A 16,648-nucleotide genomic window follows, 5' to 3' on the forward strand; every position below is an offset into this window, starting at 1 on the left:
TCCCCCGCGTCTTGCCATTGACAGCAAATCTCCAGTAAGTTTAAACGAGCCTAACTTAACTACCCTTAAACTTTGGGAGGTTTTTATGAAACGCGCGCTTGCCGCAACCGCCGTAGCAGCCCTCTTCCTGGCTGGCTGCAGCACCGAATCTACGGATTCAGCCGGGTCCACCAACGCCAAGGGCTCCGACACCTTCGCCGTCTACGCCACCACCGGCTACCTCGCCGACGCGGTGAAAAACATTCTTCCAACCGCTGAGGTCACCACCATGGTCGGCCCAGGTGGCGATCCGCACACCTACCAGCCATCCACCAAAGACATCGAAAAGATGAACAACGCGAACTTCGTCCTATGGAACGGCCTGCACCTGGAAGCACAGATGGAAGACCAGCTGGAAAGCTTCGATGACAAGCAGCTGGCCGTCGGCGAGCAGCTGCCCAAGGACATGCTGCTCGGTTGGGATGAAACCGGCCCGCACGGCGAAGAATTGCATGACCCACACATCTGGAACTCCCCTGAAGCATGGCTGATGGTGGTTGATTTTATCGTCGATAAGCTCTCTGAAATGCTCCCTGAGCAGGCGAAGGAGATTGAAGCAAACGGCGAAGCCTACTCCAAGAAGATCGAGGAAGCCGCCGCCGAGGCGCACACCAAGATGGACAAGGTCAAGGAGCCACGCATCCTGATCACTGGCCACGACGCCTTCAACTACTTCGGCAAGACCTTCGACCTAGAGATTCACGCCACCGACTTCATCTCCACCGAGGCAGCCCTGTCCGCCGGTGAGATCTCGCAGCTGGCTGACCTCATCGCAGAAAAGAAGGTCCCCGTCATCTTCCAAGACAACCAGGCCAACCCGCAGGCGATCAACTCGCTCAAGGAAGCCGTCAAGTCGCGTGGCTGGGACGTCGTGGTCTCCGACGAAGAACTCTTCGCAGACTCGCTTGGCGCTGACGAAGGCGTAGACACCTACCTGGGCGCATTCAACCACAACGTCAACGCAGTATCGAAGGCGCTCAGCTAATGGAAACAGCCTGCTCAACCCGCGACCTCACCGTCAGCTACAGCGGTGACCCGGTCCTCCACCGCGTCAACTTCACCGTGCCGCAAGGCGTGGTCATGGGGATCGTCGGCCCGAACGGCGCCGGTAAATCTACCCTCATCAAGGCGATGCTGGGAATCGTGCCCTCGATTACCGGGACCAGCGAATTCTTCGGCGAACCACTCAGTAAGGTGCGCCTGCGCGTGGGATACATGCCCCAGTCCACGGCCGTGGACTGGGACTTCCCCACCACGGTCCTCGACGTCGTCGTCATGGGCACCTACGGGCGCCTCGGCTGGCTGCGACGCCCCGGCGCGAAGCAGCGCAAGGAGGCGATGGAGGCCCTCGAACAGGTCAGCATGACCGAGTTTGTTTCCCGCCAGATCGGTGAACTTTCCGGTGGCCAGCGCCAGCGCGTCTTCTTGGCGCGCGCCCTGGTCCAGCACCCGGACCTGTACTTCATGGACGAACCTTTCCAGGGCATTGACGCACTCAGCCAGCAGGCGATCGTCGATGTGCTCCATGAGCTGCGTGAAGCCGGCAAGACCGTGGTGATTGTGCACCACGATCTGGCTACCGTGGCGCACTACTGCGATTACGTGACTCTGCTCAAGGGTGAGGTCGTGGCTAGTGGCCCGGTTCAGACCACGTTTACCCGCGCTAATATTCGCACCACCTATGACATCCCTGAGGGCAGCGAGATTGGGCTCGCCGGGGCGGTGGACTAGATGTCGCCTGCAGAATTCTTCGCCGACCACACGTTTCGCATGGTGCTCATGGGCACCAGCGGGATCGGGGTCGTCGCCGGGGCGTTGGGGGCGTTTGCGTACGCGCGCAAACAGACCCTGATTTCGGACGTGATTTCACACGCCGCGCTGCCCGGCACGTTGGTGGCGTTCCTGGTTGCCGTGTTCTTCGGCCTCGACGGGCGCAACATGCTCTTCCTGATTATTGGCGCGGTGGTCATCGGCTCGCTTGCGGCCTGGCTGGCCAACGCGATCGCCGAGACCTCCAAGATCCGTATCGATACTGCGATGGCCGTGACGCTGGCGCTGTTCTTCGGCGCCGGCATGGTGCTCATGCGGATTATCACCAATGCCCCGCTTCCCGGTAAGGGCGGTATCCAGGACTACCTCTTCGGCAACGCATCAACGATGACGTACGCGGACCTGACCACCTCCCTCGGGGTGGGCGGCCTGGCCATCCTGATCATGGTGCTGTGCTGGAAAGAGTTCACCGTCCGCGCCTTCGACCCGATTCACTGCCAGATGATGGGCTTTTCCGGGCGCGTCGTCGACGGCCTGATGTTCCTCACCATTGTCATCGCCACGGTCATCGGCGTGAAGTCGGTGGGTTTGGTGCTCATGGTCGCGTTCGTGGTCACCCCGCCGGCGGCTGCACGCCAATGGGTCAATTCCCTGCCCGCGATGGTCACGCTCTCTGCGATCTTCGGTGGCGTGGGAAGCGCCGTGGGCGCGTACGCGTCGATCGCTGTGATTCAGGCTCCGACCGGCCCACTGATCGTGATCACGCTTTTTGTGATCCTGCTGATTTCGCTGATCTTCGCCCCGAAGCGGTCCCTGGTGCTGCGCGCCGTGCGTCGCGCCCAGGCCCGTAAGCGCCTAGCACTGGAGGTGGCAGCATGACGTTCGCACTCGGCGCAGCCCTCCTTGCACTGGTCACAGCAATTTCGTGCGCGCTCCCCGGGGTGTTCGTGGTGCTGCGGAAGAACTCGATGCTTATCGACGCCATCGGCCACGCCGTCTTCCCCGGCATCGTCGTCGGCTACTTCTTCACCCACGACCTGGATTCGCCCTGGCTAATCCTGGGCGCAGCGCTCGCTGGCCTGGTTGTGGTGTTGGGCGCGGAATACTTGTCCGCCACCCGCCTCATCAGCGGCGACGCCCCGCAGGGGCTCATCTTCCCCGCCCTCTTCGCAGGTGGTGTGATCCTGGTGACCAACAACTTCGCCAACATCCACCTGGATACCCACGCGGTGCTCGTCGGTGACCTGAACCTGGCCAGCATGCCGCACCTGATCGTGGGCACCCGCGACTTCGGGCCACAGTACATGTACGTGATGCTGCTGGTCCTGGCCATCAATGCGGGCTTTATCTTTGCGTTCTACCCGCAGCTCAAACTGAGCACCTTCGACTCGGAGATCGCGCAGACCATGGGCATGCGCCCGCGCCTGCTCAACGCCGCGTTCATGTTCCTGGTCTCTGTCACGGTGACCGCAGCGTTCAATGCCGCCGGCGCCCTGCTGGTGGTAGCCCTCATTGTGGTTCCGGCGGCGACGGCGTACCTGCTGAGCAAGCAATTATCGACGATGTTTGCGCTCACCATCGGCATCGCGGTCCTGGGATCCCTCGGTGGATTCTGGTCCGCCTACCACCTGGGTGCGGCAACCTCTGCGACGATGAGCGTGTTCTACGGCGTGATCTTTATTGTGGTGTGGCTGGGCCAGCGCCTATTCCATTCGCTCCGCCACGTCTAACCACTCCATCTCTATCTCTTCGTGCTGGCTGCGCGCTTCGCGCAGCTGCCCGTCGAGGCGCGCCAGAAGTTCCGTGTCCAGCGGCTCGGCCACGGACGCGTCCGCGAGTTTCTTCTCCGTCTGCTCGATGGTTGTGGAAAGCTTAGACATCTCACGTTCCAGGCGGTTGAGCGTCTTGCGCAGCTCACGGTGTTCTTGAGCGCTCAGACCCGGCGCATCGTTTTTCGGTGTGTCGGGTTTTTCTGTGTGCTCACCAAGATCTACTACCCCACCGGTATCGGCTTCCGCCGCGCGGCGCTCCAAGTACTGGTCAATACCACCGGGGAGGTTGGTCAGCGTGCCGTCCCCGAAGAGGGCCCAGGTGGAATCGGCGATGCGCTCGATCAAGTAGCGGTCGTGGGAAATCACCACGAGGGTGCCCGGCCACTTATCCAAAAGGTCTTCGAGTTCTTGCAGCGTGTCGATGTCAAGGTCGTTCGTTGGCTCGTCGAGAAGCAAGATGTTCGGCTCGGCCATGAGCACGCGGGTGAGTTGGAGGCGGCGACGCTCGCCGCCGGAGAGGTCACGCACCGGGGTGCGCTGGCGTTTCGGCGCGAAGCCTAGGCGTTCGGCCAGCTGGGAGGCCGACAGGGTTCCGCCGGCGAATTCCACGTAGGTGGCCACGTCTTCGATGCAGTCGATGACGCGCCGGTCGGGGTCCAGGTCGTCGAGTTCCTGGCGCAACCACCCGATCCGGGCGGTCTGGCCTTCGATGCGCTTGCCTGCAGCCAGCGGGTATTCGCCGGCGAGGGTGCGCAGCAAGGTGGTCTTACCTGAACCGTTCACCCCCACCAAGCCGATGCGTTCGCCCGGCGCGAGACGCCACGTGAGGTCGTCGACCAGCGTGCGCCCGTCCGGGGTATCGATCTGCGCGTGCTCCAGCTCAATGACCACGCGGCCCTGGCGGGTCTTTGAAAAGCTGAGTAGTTCTACCTTGTTGCGCGGCTCGGGAACATCCGCGATCAGGGCTTCAGCTGCCTCGATGCGGTAGCGCGGCTTCGACGTACGCGCCGGAGCGCCGCGGCGTAGCCACGCAAGTTCTTTACGCGCCAAGTTTTGGCGGCGCTGCTCGGCGGCATCGGCCTGGCGAGCACGCTCAGCCCGGGCGAACGTCCAATCGTTGTAGCCACCCTCGTAAACGTCAACGGTGCCGTCGTGGACCTCCCACGTGTGGTTAGCCACGGTATCCAGGAACCAACGGTCATGGGTGACCACCACGATGGCAATCTTGCGGGAAAGCAAGTGCTCAGCCAGCCATTGGACGCCCTCGATGTCCAGGTGGTTGGTGGGCTCGTCGAGGACGATCAGGTCCAGGTCACGCACCAACGCCGCAGCCAGGTTCACGCGGCGGCGCTCACCACCAGAAAGCTGGCCCACCTTGGTATCCAAGCCTAAGTCCACGATCCCCAGCCCGCCGAGGACTTCGCGGACCTTAGGGTTCGAGGCCCACTCGTAGGTCTCCACGCCCAGCGGCTCCAGGACCACGGCGGCCACCGTGTCCTCCGGGTTGAGTTCCGCACGCTGGGTCACCACCGCGAAACTCATGTCCGAATTGTGGGACACGCGCCCGGAATCTGGCTCCTCCAAACCGGTGAGCACTTCCAACAAGCTGGTCTTGCCACCGCCGTTTAAGCCGACTACCCCGATGCGGTCAGTGTCCTGGACGCCCAGGGAGACGCCGTCGAGAAGCGTCTTTAAACCGTAAGACAGGGACACGTTTTCTACGTTGATTAAGTTCGTCATATCACCTGCACAGCCTAGTCGCTTCCACCCGCCGGAACAGACTAGGCTAACCACCATGTCCAGACATGCCAGCGCCACCACGCGCTCCCTGCCCAGACGCCTCCTCCTCGGTGGTCTTATCCTCGCCGCGATCACAGCGCTGGTCGGGATGGCATGGACGTGGCCGCGCGGCGGCTACCCAGACATTAGCGACGCCTTCGTGCATTCGCAATACAACCAGAAGCTTATCGACGGCACCGTGATCTCCGTCGACAGTGACGCCTGCCAATCCCCCTCCGTCGGCCAGGTTTTCGACGGTTCCCCCATCTTCCCAGTGGATGACACTTCGGCCGACCAGGAGTGCAGGCGCTCCGTCGTAGAAATCACCTCCGGCGAACATGCGGGGCGCAACACCATGTTTGTGCACTACAACGTCCCCGGAGAACCAGTCCTGGAACCCGGTGACAAGATCCGCATGACCTCCGGCGACCAGCTAGCCTTCGCCGACTATGCCCGCGGCCCTTCCCTGTTGTGGTGGGGCCTAGCGGTTGTACTCGGGCTGATTATCTTCGCAGGATGGCGCGGTGTACGCGCGCTCGCAGGCCTGGGGATCACGTTGGCGTTCATCCTGGCCTATCTCCTGCCGGCGGTGGCCACGGGCGTGTCGTCCTCCCTGCTGGCCGTGATTACCGGCGCCGTAATTCTGCTTGCAGTGGTTCCGCTGGTGCACGGCATTAACTGGAAATCAGCGGCTGCGCTTGCCGGCACTCTGCTCGCACTCCTCCTCGCAGCGGGGCTAACCACCCTGGGGCTTCGCTCCACGGGGGTGCGCGGCCTGGGTTCCGAGGACCTGCTCAACATCATGCTCTACCTGCCGGAAGTCTCCGTCATGGGGTTACTGTCCGCCGGGTTTATCATCGGCACCCTAGGCGTGCTCAACGACGTGACCATCGCCCAAGCCTCCACCATCAACGAGCTCGCCGACCTGGATCCCGACGCCACCCCCTGGCGCCTGTTCACCGGTGCGATGCGCGTGGGCCAAGACCACATCACTTCCGTGGTGTACACCCTGGTCCTGAGCTACACCGGCGCGGCACTTCCCCTGCTACTGCTCATCTCGGCCGCGGACCGTTCGCTATTTGACACTCTGACCAGCGATGTCGTCGCCACCGAGCTGCTGCGCTCCATCATCGGCGCCCTCGCGCTTATCCTGGCGGTGCCGCTGACTACTTTTGTGGCCGCGTGGACTGTTCCGGAGAAATCAGATACGCACCGCCTTGAGCTGGCCCAGAAGCCACCACAGCAGCGCGTGCCACATTCGCACTAAGCACATAATCCGCCACGTCCTGGGCTTCATCCTGGCCCGCGCACAGGAATGCGACCGTCGGCCCCGAACCCGAAACCACCGCGCGCAGCGCCCCCGCGTCCTCCGCAACCGCGAGCGTGCGGCGCAGGTGCGGGGCCAAACTTATCGAAGCCGGCTCCATATCATTGTGTAACGCCCCCGCAAGCGCGTGGACGTCGCCGCGCCCGATCGCCTGAATGACGGCCTCAGGATCCACGTGCGGCGTGCGCTCCATCCCATCCAGCTGGTCAAAAACCTTCGGGGTAGAAAGGCCCGCGCCAGGTGATACAGCAAACGCCCACCAGTACGTCCCACGCGACAGCACAGGAACGAGCTCATCTCCGCGGCCGGTGCCTAGGCAGGTGCCACCGCGCACACAAAACGGCACGTCGGCGCCTAAAGTCGCGGCAACTCTGAGCAGATCGTCTAGCCCCAGGCCGGTGCCATAAAATTCATTGGCAGCCACGAGCGCGGCCGCCGCATCGGCGGAACCGCCGGCCATCCCGCCGGCCGTGGGGATAGATTTTGCAATATGAACACGCAGGCACGGCAACGCTGCCTCGCTGGCCCCCACCCGCGCGATAGCGGCAATCGCGTCTACGGCACGCCACGCCAGGTTCGTAGAATCCGTGGGCACCTTCGCAGCGTCTAGGCCGCTGACGGTCAATTCGGTGACCACAGAATCGCGAGCCGCACTGACGTCGGGAACCGGCGTCAACGTCACGTCATTGTGCGCCGAAATAGATTGGAATACGGTGACAAGATTGTGGTAGCCGTCATCACGGACGGAATCAACACCCAAAAACAGGTTGACCTTGCCGTGGGCGCGGGCATTAATCGGCGCTGACATCGCTGGCCCCTAACCGTACAAAGTCCGCGACACCCAGCTTTTCTCCACGCTGGGTCGGCTCGATGCCCGCCTCCTTCAGCGCGGCCTCCGCAGCTGGGCCGCCCCCAAAGTGAGAGGACAAGGCCGCGCGCAGTGTCTTGCGGCGTTGGGCGAAGGCGGCGTCGATAAGCGGGAAAACCTGCTCGCGTGCACTGCGCGGCCACGGCGCATCCTCGAACACGTCGATGCGTACCAGGCCGGATTCGATTTTCGGCGCTGGCCAGAACACATTTTTGCCGATCGTCCCGGCCTTGCGCACGTCCCCGTAGAACGCAGCCTTTACCGAGGGCACCCCGTAAATCTTGGAGCCAGGCTTCGCGGCGAGGCGGTCGGCGACCTCAAGCTGCACCATCACCAGGACCCGTTTGATGGAGGGAAATACCTCAAGAAAATGCAGGAGCACCGGCACGGACACGTTGTACGGCAGGTTTGCCACTAGGGCGGTGGGCTTATCGACGTCATCCGGCGTGACCGTAAGCGCGTCCTTGAGAACCACCGTCAGGCGATCGGCCACGCTGGCGGCGCGCTCAGAAACCGTTTGCTCAAGGCGACCCGCCAGGCGCGGGTCAATCTCCACTGCGGTGACCTTCTGCACGGTGTCCAGCAGCCCAAGCGTCAAAGATCCAAGGCCGGGCCCCACTTCGACGACGTGATCATCCGGGCTGAGCTCGGCTGCATCGACGATGCGACGCACCGTGTTGGGGTCATGCACGAAGTTTTGCCCCAACTTTTTGGTCGGGGTGACGTCGAGTTCCTCGGCGAGGGCGCGGATTTCTACCGGCCCAAGAAGCTGGACTGCTGATTCTTCACTCACGGTAGCCCAGCCTACCGCAGTACCCCGCGGGTTTAGCGCAGGCCCATGCGTGCGGTACACGCTGGCCACGCACCCCAGCCCTGGCCCTGCTGCACCTTGGAAGCAATTGCGATTTGCTGTTCGCGGGAAGCCTGGTCGGCGGTGGGCGCGTACTGGCCGCCACCGTAAGCAAGCCAGGTGGAGGCACTGAACTGCAGGCCGCCGTGGTAGCCGTTACCAGTGTTGATGGCCCAGTTGCCGCCGGACTCACACTGTGCCAGCTGGTCCCACACGGACCCCGACGCGACCGACGGAGCAGATGGGGCCTGCTTGGTGCCCCGCTTCACGACGGCCGCCGTCGCCGGTGCCAGCTCAGTTTCGTGAATGATGTCGCGGGATTCCTCCACGCCGTTGACGGTGACGATGCGCCGAGTAACTTCGCGCTCACCCGGCTGCGCCGGCGTGACAACAGTTTCGGTGCCTTCTGGGGATTCGGGGTCGTCGATGTATTCGACCGGGGCCTCGAAGGGTTCGCGGACGGTCTCTTCGGTGGATTCCACGCGGTCCACGGTAATGACCGTGTTGTTGGCCAGCTTCTCAGACGGGGCCGGGGTGACGCGGTCCTCGGATCCAACTGCGATGCCACGTTCTTTGAGTACGTCTCCCACGGTCTTCGCCGCAACGGCGGTGTAGGTGACGGTGCCTGCTTCGTTGACGGCAATGATCTTCGGGGTGGTGACTTCCACCTTCATGCCGTCTTGCAGCTTGGCGTCGGCACTGCCATCCACGTTGGACCCGCGAGCTACGTCAATTTCGCCGAGCAGCTCACCCACGGTCACCGCGTTCGAGGTCAGTGTGCGTTCTTCCCCGTCGATGACCACTGCGACCGGCTTCGCGGTACGCACCGTAATCGTGTCATTCTTCCCCAGCGCAGTGCTCGGCGCAGGCGAAATAATGTCCTGGGCGCCGACCTCAATGCCCGCATCCTCAAGGGCGCCGGCAACGTCAGAGGAGAAGGTAGCTAGCGCCATCTGCTCGCCGTTGATGTCGAGCGTGATGTCTTTCTGCGCACTCACAACAGCAACACCGCCGACGACCATGGTCGCCAGCACGCCACCGGTAGCGGCGCGCAGCGGGACAGACGCGGTGCGGTTGATTCGGTTAAGGGAACGAGTGGAACCAGTCATGGGTTAGTAAAACTTCTCCAAGTAGCATTGTAGTTTTCAGGCGGGGGTATATGCCCGGCAACTTCTCTTGATAACAATACGGTAACAAACACGTGACTGTCCAAAACCACACGCGACTGCAATGCACGTCACACCGTCCCCGTGACGGGTGTTAACGCCAGTGCACTCACGTGACTTATGGGCTCAGGTTTCTTTAGTTTTCCGCCAGCCCGTACACGCGGTCGAATGTCGCCGACACGTCCCCGGCAACCTCACGAACATCCACCCCGCGGGCCTGCGCAACCACCAATGCCGTATGCCCGATCAAGGACGGCTCATTACGGCTCCCTCGGAAAGGCTCCGGCGTCATATACGGCGCGTCCGTTTCAATAAGGTACTGATCCGCTGGGGCCAACGCCGCGGCCGCGCGCAGTTCATCATTGCGCTTGAAGGTGGTATTTCCGCAGAAGCTTAAGATCCAGCCCCGGTCTAGCGCCGCGCGCGCCACGTCGAGTGGTGAAGAGAAACAGTGCAAAATCACGTGCGGGGGCGCTGGGCAGTCGTCGAGGATGCGCAGCAGCTCCTCATCACCTTCCCGATTGTGAATCATCAGCGCCTTCCCCGTGCGCACCGCCAAGTCTGCGTGCCAGCGCAGCGCCTCTTCCTGCACGTCCAGGGGCGCGGTTTTTTCGGGATCGTGCTTAATCCAATAGGTATCAATGCCTGTCTCCCCGATGGCCACACACTTCGGGTCGGCTGCCATCTCCTCCAGCTCGGCACGGGCAGCAGCATCGAGTTCGTGCGCGCGCGTCGGGTGGATGGCGCACGCCGCCCACACATCCGGGAACTGCTTCGCAAGATCCAACGCCGCCCGCGTCTCTGCTAGCCCGTCGCCGACGGTGCAGATCTTCTCCACGCCAGCACGCCGCGCCCGTTCAACCAGGTCTGCGGCATCGTCTTTACAGCTGGTGAGGTGCGTATGGGCGTCGATAAGCCCAGAAAGTCCAGCTGCCGGTACGGGTTCGGGGCGCGGTTTCTTTTGCTCATGGGGCAAGTATAAAGGCGATGAGTACGATGGCTGGAGCAACAACCAAGTAGGCAAAGGCAGAAGGCGTGCAGACCCAAACAGTCATTGATCCGAACTCTTTTCAGGCTTGTCGACGTCGGCGCAGTGTTCGCCAACGGCGTCCTCGGCGGCGTCGTCGCGCGTGCCCTGCGCTTCGACGTGATCGGCTTCATCCTGCTCGATCGTCACGGTATGGCGCGGCATGATCCGTACCTTGTCAACACGGGCTTCCCGTCATGCTCCCGACCGCGGCTACATGGGCGGCGCCTCCTCCCGCGTCCACCAAGCCTGAAACAAGAGGCCAAGTATCGGTGGCAATCAGGCATGGAACTGGTCGGTCGTGCACGACCTTCAGCCTTTGGCCGACTACTTTCGGTTGTTGCTACCCCAGCCCATCGTACTCATCGCCTTTATACTTGCCCCATGAGCAAAAAGAAACCGCGCCCCGAACCCGTACCGGCAGCTGGACTTTCTGGGCTTATCGACGCCCATACGCACCTCACCAGCTGTAAAGACGATGCCGCAGACCTGGTTGAACGGGCGCGGCGTGCTGGCGTGGAGAAGATCTGCACCGTCGGCGACGGGCTAGCAGAGACGCGGGCGGCGTTGGATCTTGCGAAGCAGTTCCCGGATGTGTGGGCGGCGTGCGCCATCCACCCGACGCGCGCGCACGAACTCGATGCTGCTGCCCGTGCCGAGCTGGAGGAGATGGCAGCCGACCCGAAGTGTGTGGCCATCGGGGAGACAGGCATTGATACCTATTGGATTAAGCACGATCCCGAAAAAACCGCGCCCCTGGACGTGCAGGAAGAGGCGCTGCGCTGGCACGCAGACTTGGCGGTGCGCACGGGGAAGGCGCTGATGATTCACAATCGGGAAGGTGATGAGGAGCTGCTGCGCATCCTCGACGACTGCCCAGCGCCCCCGCACGTGATTTTGCACTGTTTCTCTTCACCACTCGACGTGGCGCGCGCGGCGCTAGACCGGGGCTGGATCTTAAGCTTCTGCGGAAATACCACCTTCAAGCGCAATGATGAACTGCGCGCGGCCGCGGCGTTGGCCCCAGCGGATCAGTACCTTATTGAAACGGACGCGCCGTATATGACGCCGGAGCCTTTCCGAGGGAGCCGTAATGAGCCGTCCTTGATCGGGCATACGGCATTGGTGGTTGCGCAGGCCCGCGGGTGGATGTTCGTGAGGTTGCCGGGGACGTGTCGGCGACATTCGACCGCGTGTACGGGCTGGCGGAAAACTAAAGAAACCTGAGCCCATAAGTCACGTGAGTGCACTGGCGTTAACACCCGTCACGGGGACGGTGTGACGTGCATTGCAGTCGCGTGTGGTTTTGGACAGTCACGTGTTTGTTACCGTATTGTTATCAAGAGAAGTTGCCGGGCATATACCCCCGCCTGAAAACTACAATGCTACTTGGAGAAGTTTTACTAACCCATGACTGGTTCCACTCGTTCCCTTAACCGAATCAACCGCACCGCGTCTGTCCCGCTGCGCGCCGCTACCGGTGGCGTGCTGGCGACCATGGTCGTCGGCGGTGTTGCTGTTGTGAGTGCGCAGAAAGACATCACGCTCGACATCAACGGCGAGCAGATGGCGCTAGCTACCTTCTCCTCTGACGTTGCCGGCGCCCTTGAGGATGCGGGCATTGAGGTCGGCGCCCAGGACATTATTTCGCCTGCGCCGAGCACTGCGCTGGGGAAGAATGACACGATTACGGTGCGTACCGCGAAGCCGGTCGCAGTGGTCATCGACGGGGAAGAACGCACACTGACCTCGAACGCGGTGACCGTGGGTGAGCTGCTCGGCGAAATTGACGTAGCTCGCGGGTCCAACGTGGATGGCAGTGCCGACGCCAAGCTGCAAGACGGCATGAAGGTGGAAGTCACCACCCCGAAGATCATTGCCGTCAACGAAGCAGGCACCGTCACCTACACCGCCGTTGCGGCGAAGACCGTGGGAGACGTACTCAAAGAACGTGGCATCGCAGTTGGATCCGAGGACCGCGTCACCCCGGCCCCGTCTGAGAAGCTGGCCAACAACACGGTCATTACCGTGGACCGCGTGGAATCCACCGAAGAGACCGTCCGCGAACCCTTCGAGGCCCCGGTCGAATACATCGACGACCCCGAATCCCCAGAAGGCACCGAAACTGTTGTCACGCCGGCGCAGCCGGGTGAGCGCGAAGTTACTCGGCGCATCGTCACCGTCAACGGCGTGGAGGAATCCCGCGACATCATTCACGAAACTGAGCTGGCACCGGCGACGGCGGCCGTCGTGAAGCGGGGCACCAAGCAGGCCCCATCTGCTCCGTCGGTCGCGTCGGGGGTCCGTGTGGGACCAGCTGGCACAGTGTGAGTCCGGCGGCAACTGGGCCATCAACACTGGTAACGGCTACCACGGCGGCCTGCAGTTCAGTGCCTCCACCTGGCTTGCTTACGGTGGCGGCCAGTACGCGCCCACCGCCGACCAGGCTTCCCGCGAACAGCAAATCGCAATTGCTTCCAAGGTGCAGCAGGGCCAGGGCTGGGGTGCGTGGCCAGCGTGTACCGCACGCATGGGCCTGCGCTAAACCCGCGGGGTACTGCGGTAGGCTGGGCTACCGTGAGTGAAGAATCAGCAGTCCAGCTTCTTGGGCCGGTAGAAATCCGCGCCCTCGCCGAGGAACTCGACGTCACCCCGACCAAAAAGTTGGGGCAAAACTTCGTGCATGACCCCAACACGGTGCGTCGCATCGTCGATGCAGCCGAGCTCAGCCCGGATGATCACGTCGTCGAAGTGGGGCCCGGCCTTGGATCTTTGACGCTTGGGCTGCTGGACACCGTGCAGAAGGTCACCGCAGTGGAGATTGACCCGCGCCTGGCGGGTCGCCTTGAGCAAACGGTTTCTGAGCGCGCCGCCAGCGTGGCCGATCGCCTGACGGTGGTTCTCAAGGACGCGCTTACGGTCACGCCGGATGACGTCGATAAGCCCACCGCCCTAGTGGCAAACCTGCCGTACAACGTGTCCGTGCCGGTGCTCCTGCATTTTCTTGAGGTATTTCCCTCCATCAAACGGGTCCTGGTGATGGTGCAGCTTGAGGTCGCCGACCGCCTCGCCGCGAAGCCTGGCTCCAAGATTTACGGGGTGCCCTCGGTAAAGGCTGCGTTCTACGGGGACGTGCGCAAGGCCGGGACGATCGGCAAAAATGTGTTCTGGCCAGCGCCGAAAATCGAATCCGGCCTGGTACGCATCGACGTGTTCGAGGATGCGCCGTGGCCGCGCAGTGCACGCGAGCAGGTTTTCCCGCTTATCGACGCCGCCTTCGCCCAACGCCGCAAGACACTGCGCGCGGCCTTGTCCTCTCACTTTGGGGGCGGCCCAGCTGCGGAGGCCGCGCTGAAGGAGGCGGGCATCGAGCCGACCCAGCGTGGAGAAAAGCTGGGTGTCGCGGACTTTGTACGGTTAGGGCCAGCGATGTCAGCGCCGATTAATGCCCGCGCCCACGGCAAGGTCAACCTGTTTTTGGGTGTTGATTCCGTCCGTGATGACGGCTACCACAATCTTGTCACCGTATTCCAATCTATTTCGGCGCACAATGACGTGACGTTGACGCCGGTTCCCGACGTCAGTGGGGCTCGCGATTCTGTGGTCACCGAATTGACCGTCAGCGGCCTAGACGCTGCGAAGGTGCCCACGGATTCTACGAACCTGGCGTGGCGTGCCGTAGACGCGATTGCCGCTATCGCGCGGGTGGGGGCCAGCGAGGCAGCGTTGCCGTGCCTGCGTGTTCATATTGCAAAATCTATCCCCACGGCCGGCGGATGGCCGGCGGTTCCGCCGATGCGGCGGCCGCGCTCGTGGCTGCCAATGAATTTTATGGCACCGGCCTGGGGCTAGACGATCTGCTCAGAGTTGCCGCGACTTTAGGCGCCGACGTGCCGTTTTGTGTGCGCGGTGGCACCTGCCTAGGCACCGGCCGCGGAGATGAGCTCGTTCCTGTGCTGTCGCGTGGGACGTACTGGTGGGCGTTTGCTGTATCACCTGGCGCGGGCCTTTCTACCCCGAAGGTTTTTGACCAGCTGGATGGGATGGAGCGCACGCCGCACGTGGATCCTGAGGCCGTCATTCAGGCGATCGGGCGCGGCGACGTCCACGCGCTTGCGGGGGCGTTACACAATGATATGGAGCCGGCTTCGATAAGTTTGGCCCCGCACCTGCGCCGCACGCTCGCGGTTGCGGAGGACGCGGGGGCGCTGCGCGCGGTGGTTTCGGGTTCGGGGCCGACGGTCGCATTCCTGTGCGCGGGCCAGGATGAAGCCCAGGACGTGGCGGATTATGTGCTTAGTGCGAATGTGGCACGCGCTGCTGTGGTGGCTTCTGGGCCAGCTCAAGGCGGTGCGTATCTGATTTCTCCGGAACAGTCCACGCGGCCACAAAAGTAGTCAGCGGCACCGCCAGGATAAGCGCGAGGGCGCCGATGATGGAGCGCAGCAGCTCGGTGGCGACGACATCGCTGGTCAGAGTGTCAAATAGCGAACGGTCCGCGGCCGAGATGAGCAGTAGCAGGGGAAGTGCCGCGCCGGTGTAGCTCAGGACCAGGGTGTACACCACGGAAGTGATGTGGTCTTGGCCCACGCGCATCGCACCGGTGAACAGGCGCCAGGGGGTGGCGTCGGGATCCAGGTCGGCGAGCTCGTTGATGGTGGAGGCTTGGGCGATGGTCACGTCGTTGAGCACGCCTAGGGTGCCGATGATAAACCCGGCGGACAGTAACCCCATGACGGAGACTTCCGGCAGGTAGAGCATGATGTTGAGCAGGTCCTCGGAACCCAGGCCGCGCACCCCCGTGGAGCGAAGCCCCAGGGTGGTTAGCCCCGCTGCGAGGAGGAGTGCGAGCAGAGTGCCGGCAAGCGCAGCCGCTGATTTCCAGTTAATGCCGTGCACCAGCGGAACCACTGCAAGCAGAATTACGGCGCCGGTAATCACGGCCAGCAGGGAGGACGACACGCCCGTGGCCACCGCCGGCAGGAGATAGGCCAGGATGAACGCCAACGTGATCCCCAGGCCTGCGAGCGCGCGTACACCGCGCCATCCTGCGAAGATAATCAGCCCGAGTACAACCGCTAGGCCCCACCACAACAGGGAAGGGCCGCGGGCATAGTCGGCGAAGGCTAGCTGGTCGCCGGAGGTCATGCGGATCTTGTCACCGGGTTCCAGGACTGGTTCTCCGGGGACGTTGTAGTGCACAAACATGGTGTTGCGCCCCGCATGTTCGCCGGAGGTGATTTCTACGACGGAGCGCCTGCACTCCTGGTCGGCCGAAGTGTCATCCACTGGGAAGATGGGGGAACCGTCGAAAACCTGGCCGACGGAGGGGGATTGGCAGGCGTCACTGTCGACGGAGATCACGGTGCCGTCGATAAGCTTCTGGTTGTATTGCGAATGCACGAAGGCGTCGCTAATGTCTGGGTAGCCGCCGCGCGGCCACGTCCATGCCATCCCGACCAGCGCTGTGATCGCGGCGAGGATAAGACCACCGAGGAGGAGGCGTCTGGGCAGGGAGCGCGTGGTGGCGCTGGCATGTCTGGACATGGTGGTTAGCCTAGTCTGTTCCGGCGGGTGGAAGCGACTAGGCTGTGCAGGTGATATGACGAACTTAATCAACGTAGAAAACGTGTCCCTGTCTTACGGTTTAAAGACGCTTCTCGACGGCGTCTCCCTGGGCGTCCAGGACACTGACCGCATCGGGGTAGTCGGCTTAAACGGCGGTGGCAAGACCAGCTTGTTGGAAGTGCTCACCGGTTTGGAGGAGCCAGATTCCGGGCGCGTGTCCCACAATTCGGACATGAGTTTCGCGGTGGTGACCCAGCGTGCGGAACTCAAACCCGGAGGACACGGTGGCCGCCGTGGTCCTGGAGCCGCTGGGCGTGGAGACCTACGAGTGGGCCTCGAACCCTAAGGTCCGCGAAGTCCTCGGCGGGCTGGGGATCGTGGACTTTAGGCTTGGATACCAAGGTGGGCCAGCTTTCTGGTGGTGAGCGCCGCCGCGTGAACCTGGCTGCGGCGTTGGTGCGTGACCTGGACCTGATCGTCCT

13 protein-coding genes and 4 pseudogenes are annotated in these 16,648 nt (G+C 62.7%); 10 read left to right on the plus strand and 7 right to left on the minus strand.

The window, feature by feature from the left end:
• Positions 1-85: 85 nt before the first annotated feature.
• The 4 genes from ATK06_RS10930 to ATK06_RS10945 are packed head-to-tail and all read left to right on the plus strand — an operon-like array spanning position 86 to position 3,539.
• Positions 86-1,024 carry a metal ABC transporter substrate-binding protein gene (locus ATK06_RS10930; RefSeq protein ID WP_098389347.1) on the plus strand — a complete coding sequence of 313 codons (939 nt, stop codon included), beginning with the start codon at positions 86-88 and terminating at the stop codon, positions 1,022-1,024.
• On the plus strand, positions 1,024-1,770 hold the full coding sequence (locus ATK06_RS10935) for a metal ABC transporter ATP-binding protein (protein WP_048380335.1): 747 nt from the start codon (positions 1,024-1,026) through the stop codon (positions 1,768-1,770). Before ATK06_RS10930 ends, ATK06_RS10935 begins: the two co-directional genes overlap by 1 nt.
• Positions 1,771-2,688: a metal ABC transporter permease gene (locus ATK06_RS10940; RefSeq protein WP_098389348.1), complete on the plus strand. Its 918-nt coding sequence runs from the start codon at positions 1,771-1,773 to the stop codon at positions 2,686-2,688.
• The gene (locus tag ATK06_RS10945) at positions 2,685-3,539 is read left to right on the plus strand and encodes a metal ABC transporter permease (RefSeq protein WP_098389349.1); all 855 of its coding nucleotides are present in this window, start codon (positions 2,685-2,687) and stop codon (positions 3,537-3,539) included. Before ATK06_RS10940 ends, ATK06_RS10945 begins: the two co-directional genes overlap by 4 nt.
• Here the strand turns inward: ATK06_RS10945 and ATK06_RS10950 are convergent.
• Positions 3,513-5,321 carry an ATP-binding cassette domain-containing protein gene (locus tag ATK06_RS10950; RefSeq protein ID WP_098388600.1) on the minus strand — a complete coding sequence of 603 codons (1,809 nt, stop codon included), beginning with the start codon at positions 5,319-5,321 and terminating at the stop codon, positions 3,513-3,515. The two genes, ATK06_RS10945 and ATK06_RS10950, sit on opposite strands and share 27 nt — an antisense overlap.
• Before the next feature lie 55 nt (positions 5,322-5,376).
• Here ATK06_RS10950 and ATK06_RS10955 point away from each other — a divergent pair, with 55 nt between their 5' ends.
• Complete coding sequence (locus ATK06_RS10955; RefSeq protein ID WP_048380331.1) at positions 5,377-6,627, plus strand: YibE/F family protein; 1,251 nt, start codon at positions 5,377-5,379, stop codon at positions 6,625-6,627.
• On the opposite strand, the gene ATK06_RS10960 is transcribed toward ATK06_RS10955, so the two are convergent.
• The 5 genes from ATK06_RS10960 to ATK06_RS11350 all read right to left on the minus strand — a co-directional run bounded on the left by ATK06_RS10960 (position 6,527) and on the right by ATK06_RS11350 (position 10,763).
• Positions 6,527-7,495 carry a 4-(cytidine 5'-diphospho)-2-C-methyl-D-erythritol kinase gene (locus ATK06_RS10960; protein ID WP_098388602.1) on the minus strand — a complete coding sequence of 323 codons (969 nt, stop codon included), beginning with the start codon at positions 7,493-7,495 and terminating at the stop codon, positions 6,527-6,529. The genes ATK06_RS10955 and ATK06_RS10960 overlap by 101 nt on opposite strands.
• Complete coding sequence (rsmA, locus tag ATK06_RS10965) at positions 7,479-8,348, minus strand: 16S rRNA (adenine(1518)-N(6)/adenine(1519)-N(6))-dimethyltransferase RsmA (RefSeq protein WP_048380328.1); 870 nt, start codon at positions 8,346-8,348, stop codon at positions 7,479-7,481. Before rsmA (ATK06_RS10965) ends, ATK06_RS10960 begins: the two co-directional genes overlap by 17 nt.
• A 32-nt stretch (positions 8,349-8,380) precedes the next feature.
• Positions 8,381-9,514: a resuscitation-promoting factor gene (locus ATK06_RS10970; protein ID WP_048380327.1), complete on the minus strand. Its 1,134-nt coding sequence runs from the start codon at positions 9,512-9,514 to the stop codon at positions 8,381-8,383.
• Between the two features lie 193 nt (positions 9,515-9,707).
• A complete protein-coding gene (locus ATK06_RS10975) occupies positions 9,708-10,547 on the minus strand; it encodes a TatD family hydrolase (RefSeq protein ID WP_098389350.1) in 840 nt (279 codons plus the stop codon).
• Between the two features lie 75 nt (positions 10,548-10,622).
• Entirely contained in the window at positions 10,623-10,763 is a 141-nt protein-coding gene (locus ATK06_RS11350; RefSeq protein WP_211282020.1) for a hypothetical protein, read from the minus strand.
• A gap of 219 nt (positions 10,764-10,982) precedes the next feature.
• Between ATK06_RS11350 and ATK06_RS10980 the strand changes: the two are divergent.
• From ATK06_RS10980 to ATK06_RS11515, 4 genes and pseudogenes are all read left to right on the plus strand, one after another.
• Positions 10,983-11,815 (plus strand): annotated as a pseudogene (locus ATK06_RS10980) (TatD family hydrolase).
• 193 nt (positions 11,816-12,008) lie between these two features.
• A pseudogene (locus ATK06_RS10985) lies at positions 12,009-13,143 on the plus strand (resuscitation-promoting factor).
• Positions 13,144-13,175: 32 nt separating this feature from the next.
• Positions 13,176-14,036 (plus strand): annotated as a pseudogene (gene rsmA, locus ATK06_RS10990) (16S rRNA (adenine(1518)-N(6)/adenine(1519)-N(6))-dimethyltransferase RsmA); the annotation flags it as partial.
• Positions 14,037-14,410: 374 nt separating this feature from the next.
• Positions 14,411-14,995, plus strand: coding sequence for a hypothetical protein (locus ATK06_RS11515; protein ID WP_169916296.1), 585 nt, complete (start codon positions 14,411-14,413; stop codon positions 14,993-14,995).
• On the opposite strand, the gene ATK06_RS11000 is transcribed toward ATK06_RS11515, so the two are convergent.
• On the minus strand, positions 14,895-16,145 hold the full coding sequence (locus ATK06_RS11000; protein WP_048380331.1) for a YibE/F family protein: 1,251 nt from the start codon (positions 16,143-16,145) through the stop codon (positions 14,895-14,897). The genes ATK06_RS11515 and ATK06_RS11000 overlap by 101 nt on opposite strands.
• 55 nt (positions 16,146-16,200) lie before the next feature.
• On the opposite strand from ATK06_RS11000, the pseudogene ATK06_RS11005 reads away from it, so the two are divergent.
• Positions 16,201-16,648, plus strand: a pseudogene (locus ATK06_RS11005) (ATP-binding cassette domain-containing protein); the annotation flags it as partial.

Source organism: Corynebacterium renale (assembly GCF_002563965.1).
Lineage (GTDB): Bacteria > Actinomycetota > Actinomycetes > Mycobacteriales > Mycobacteriaceae > Corynebacterium > Corynebacterium renale.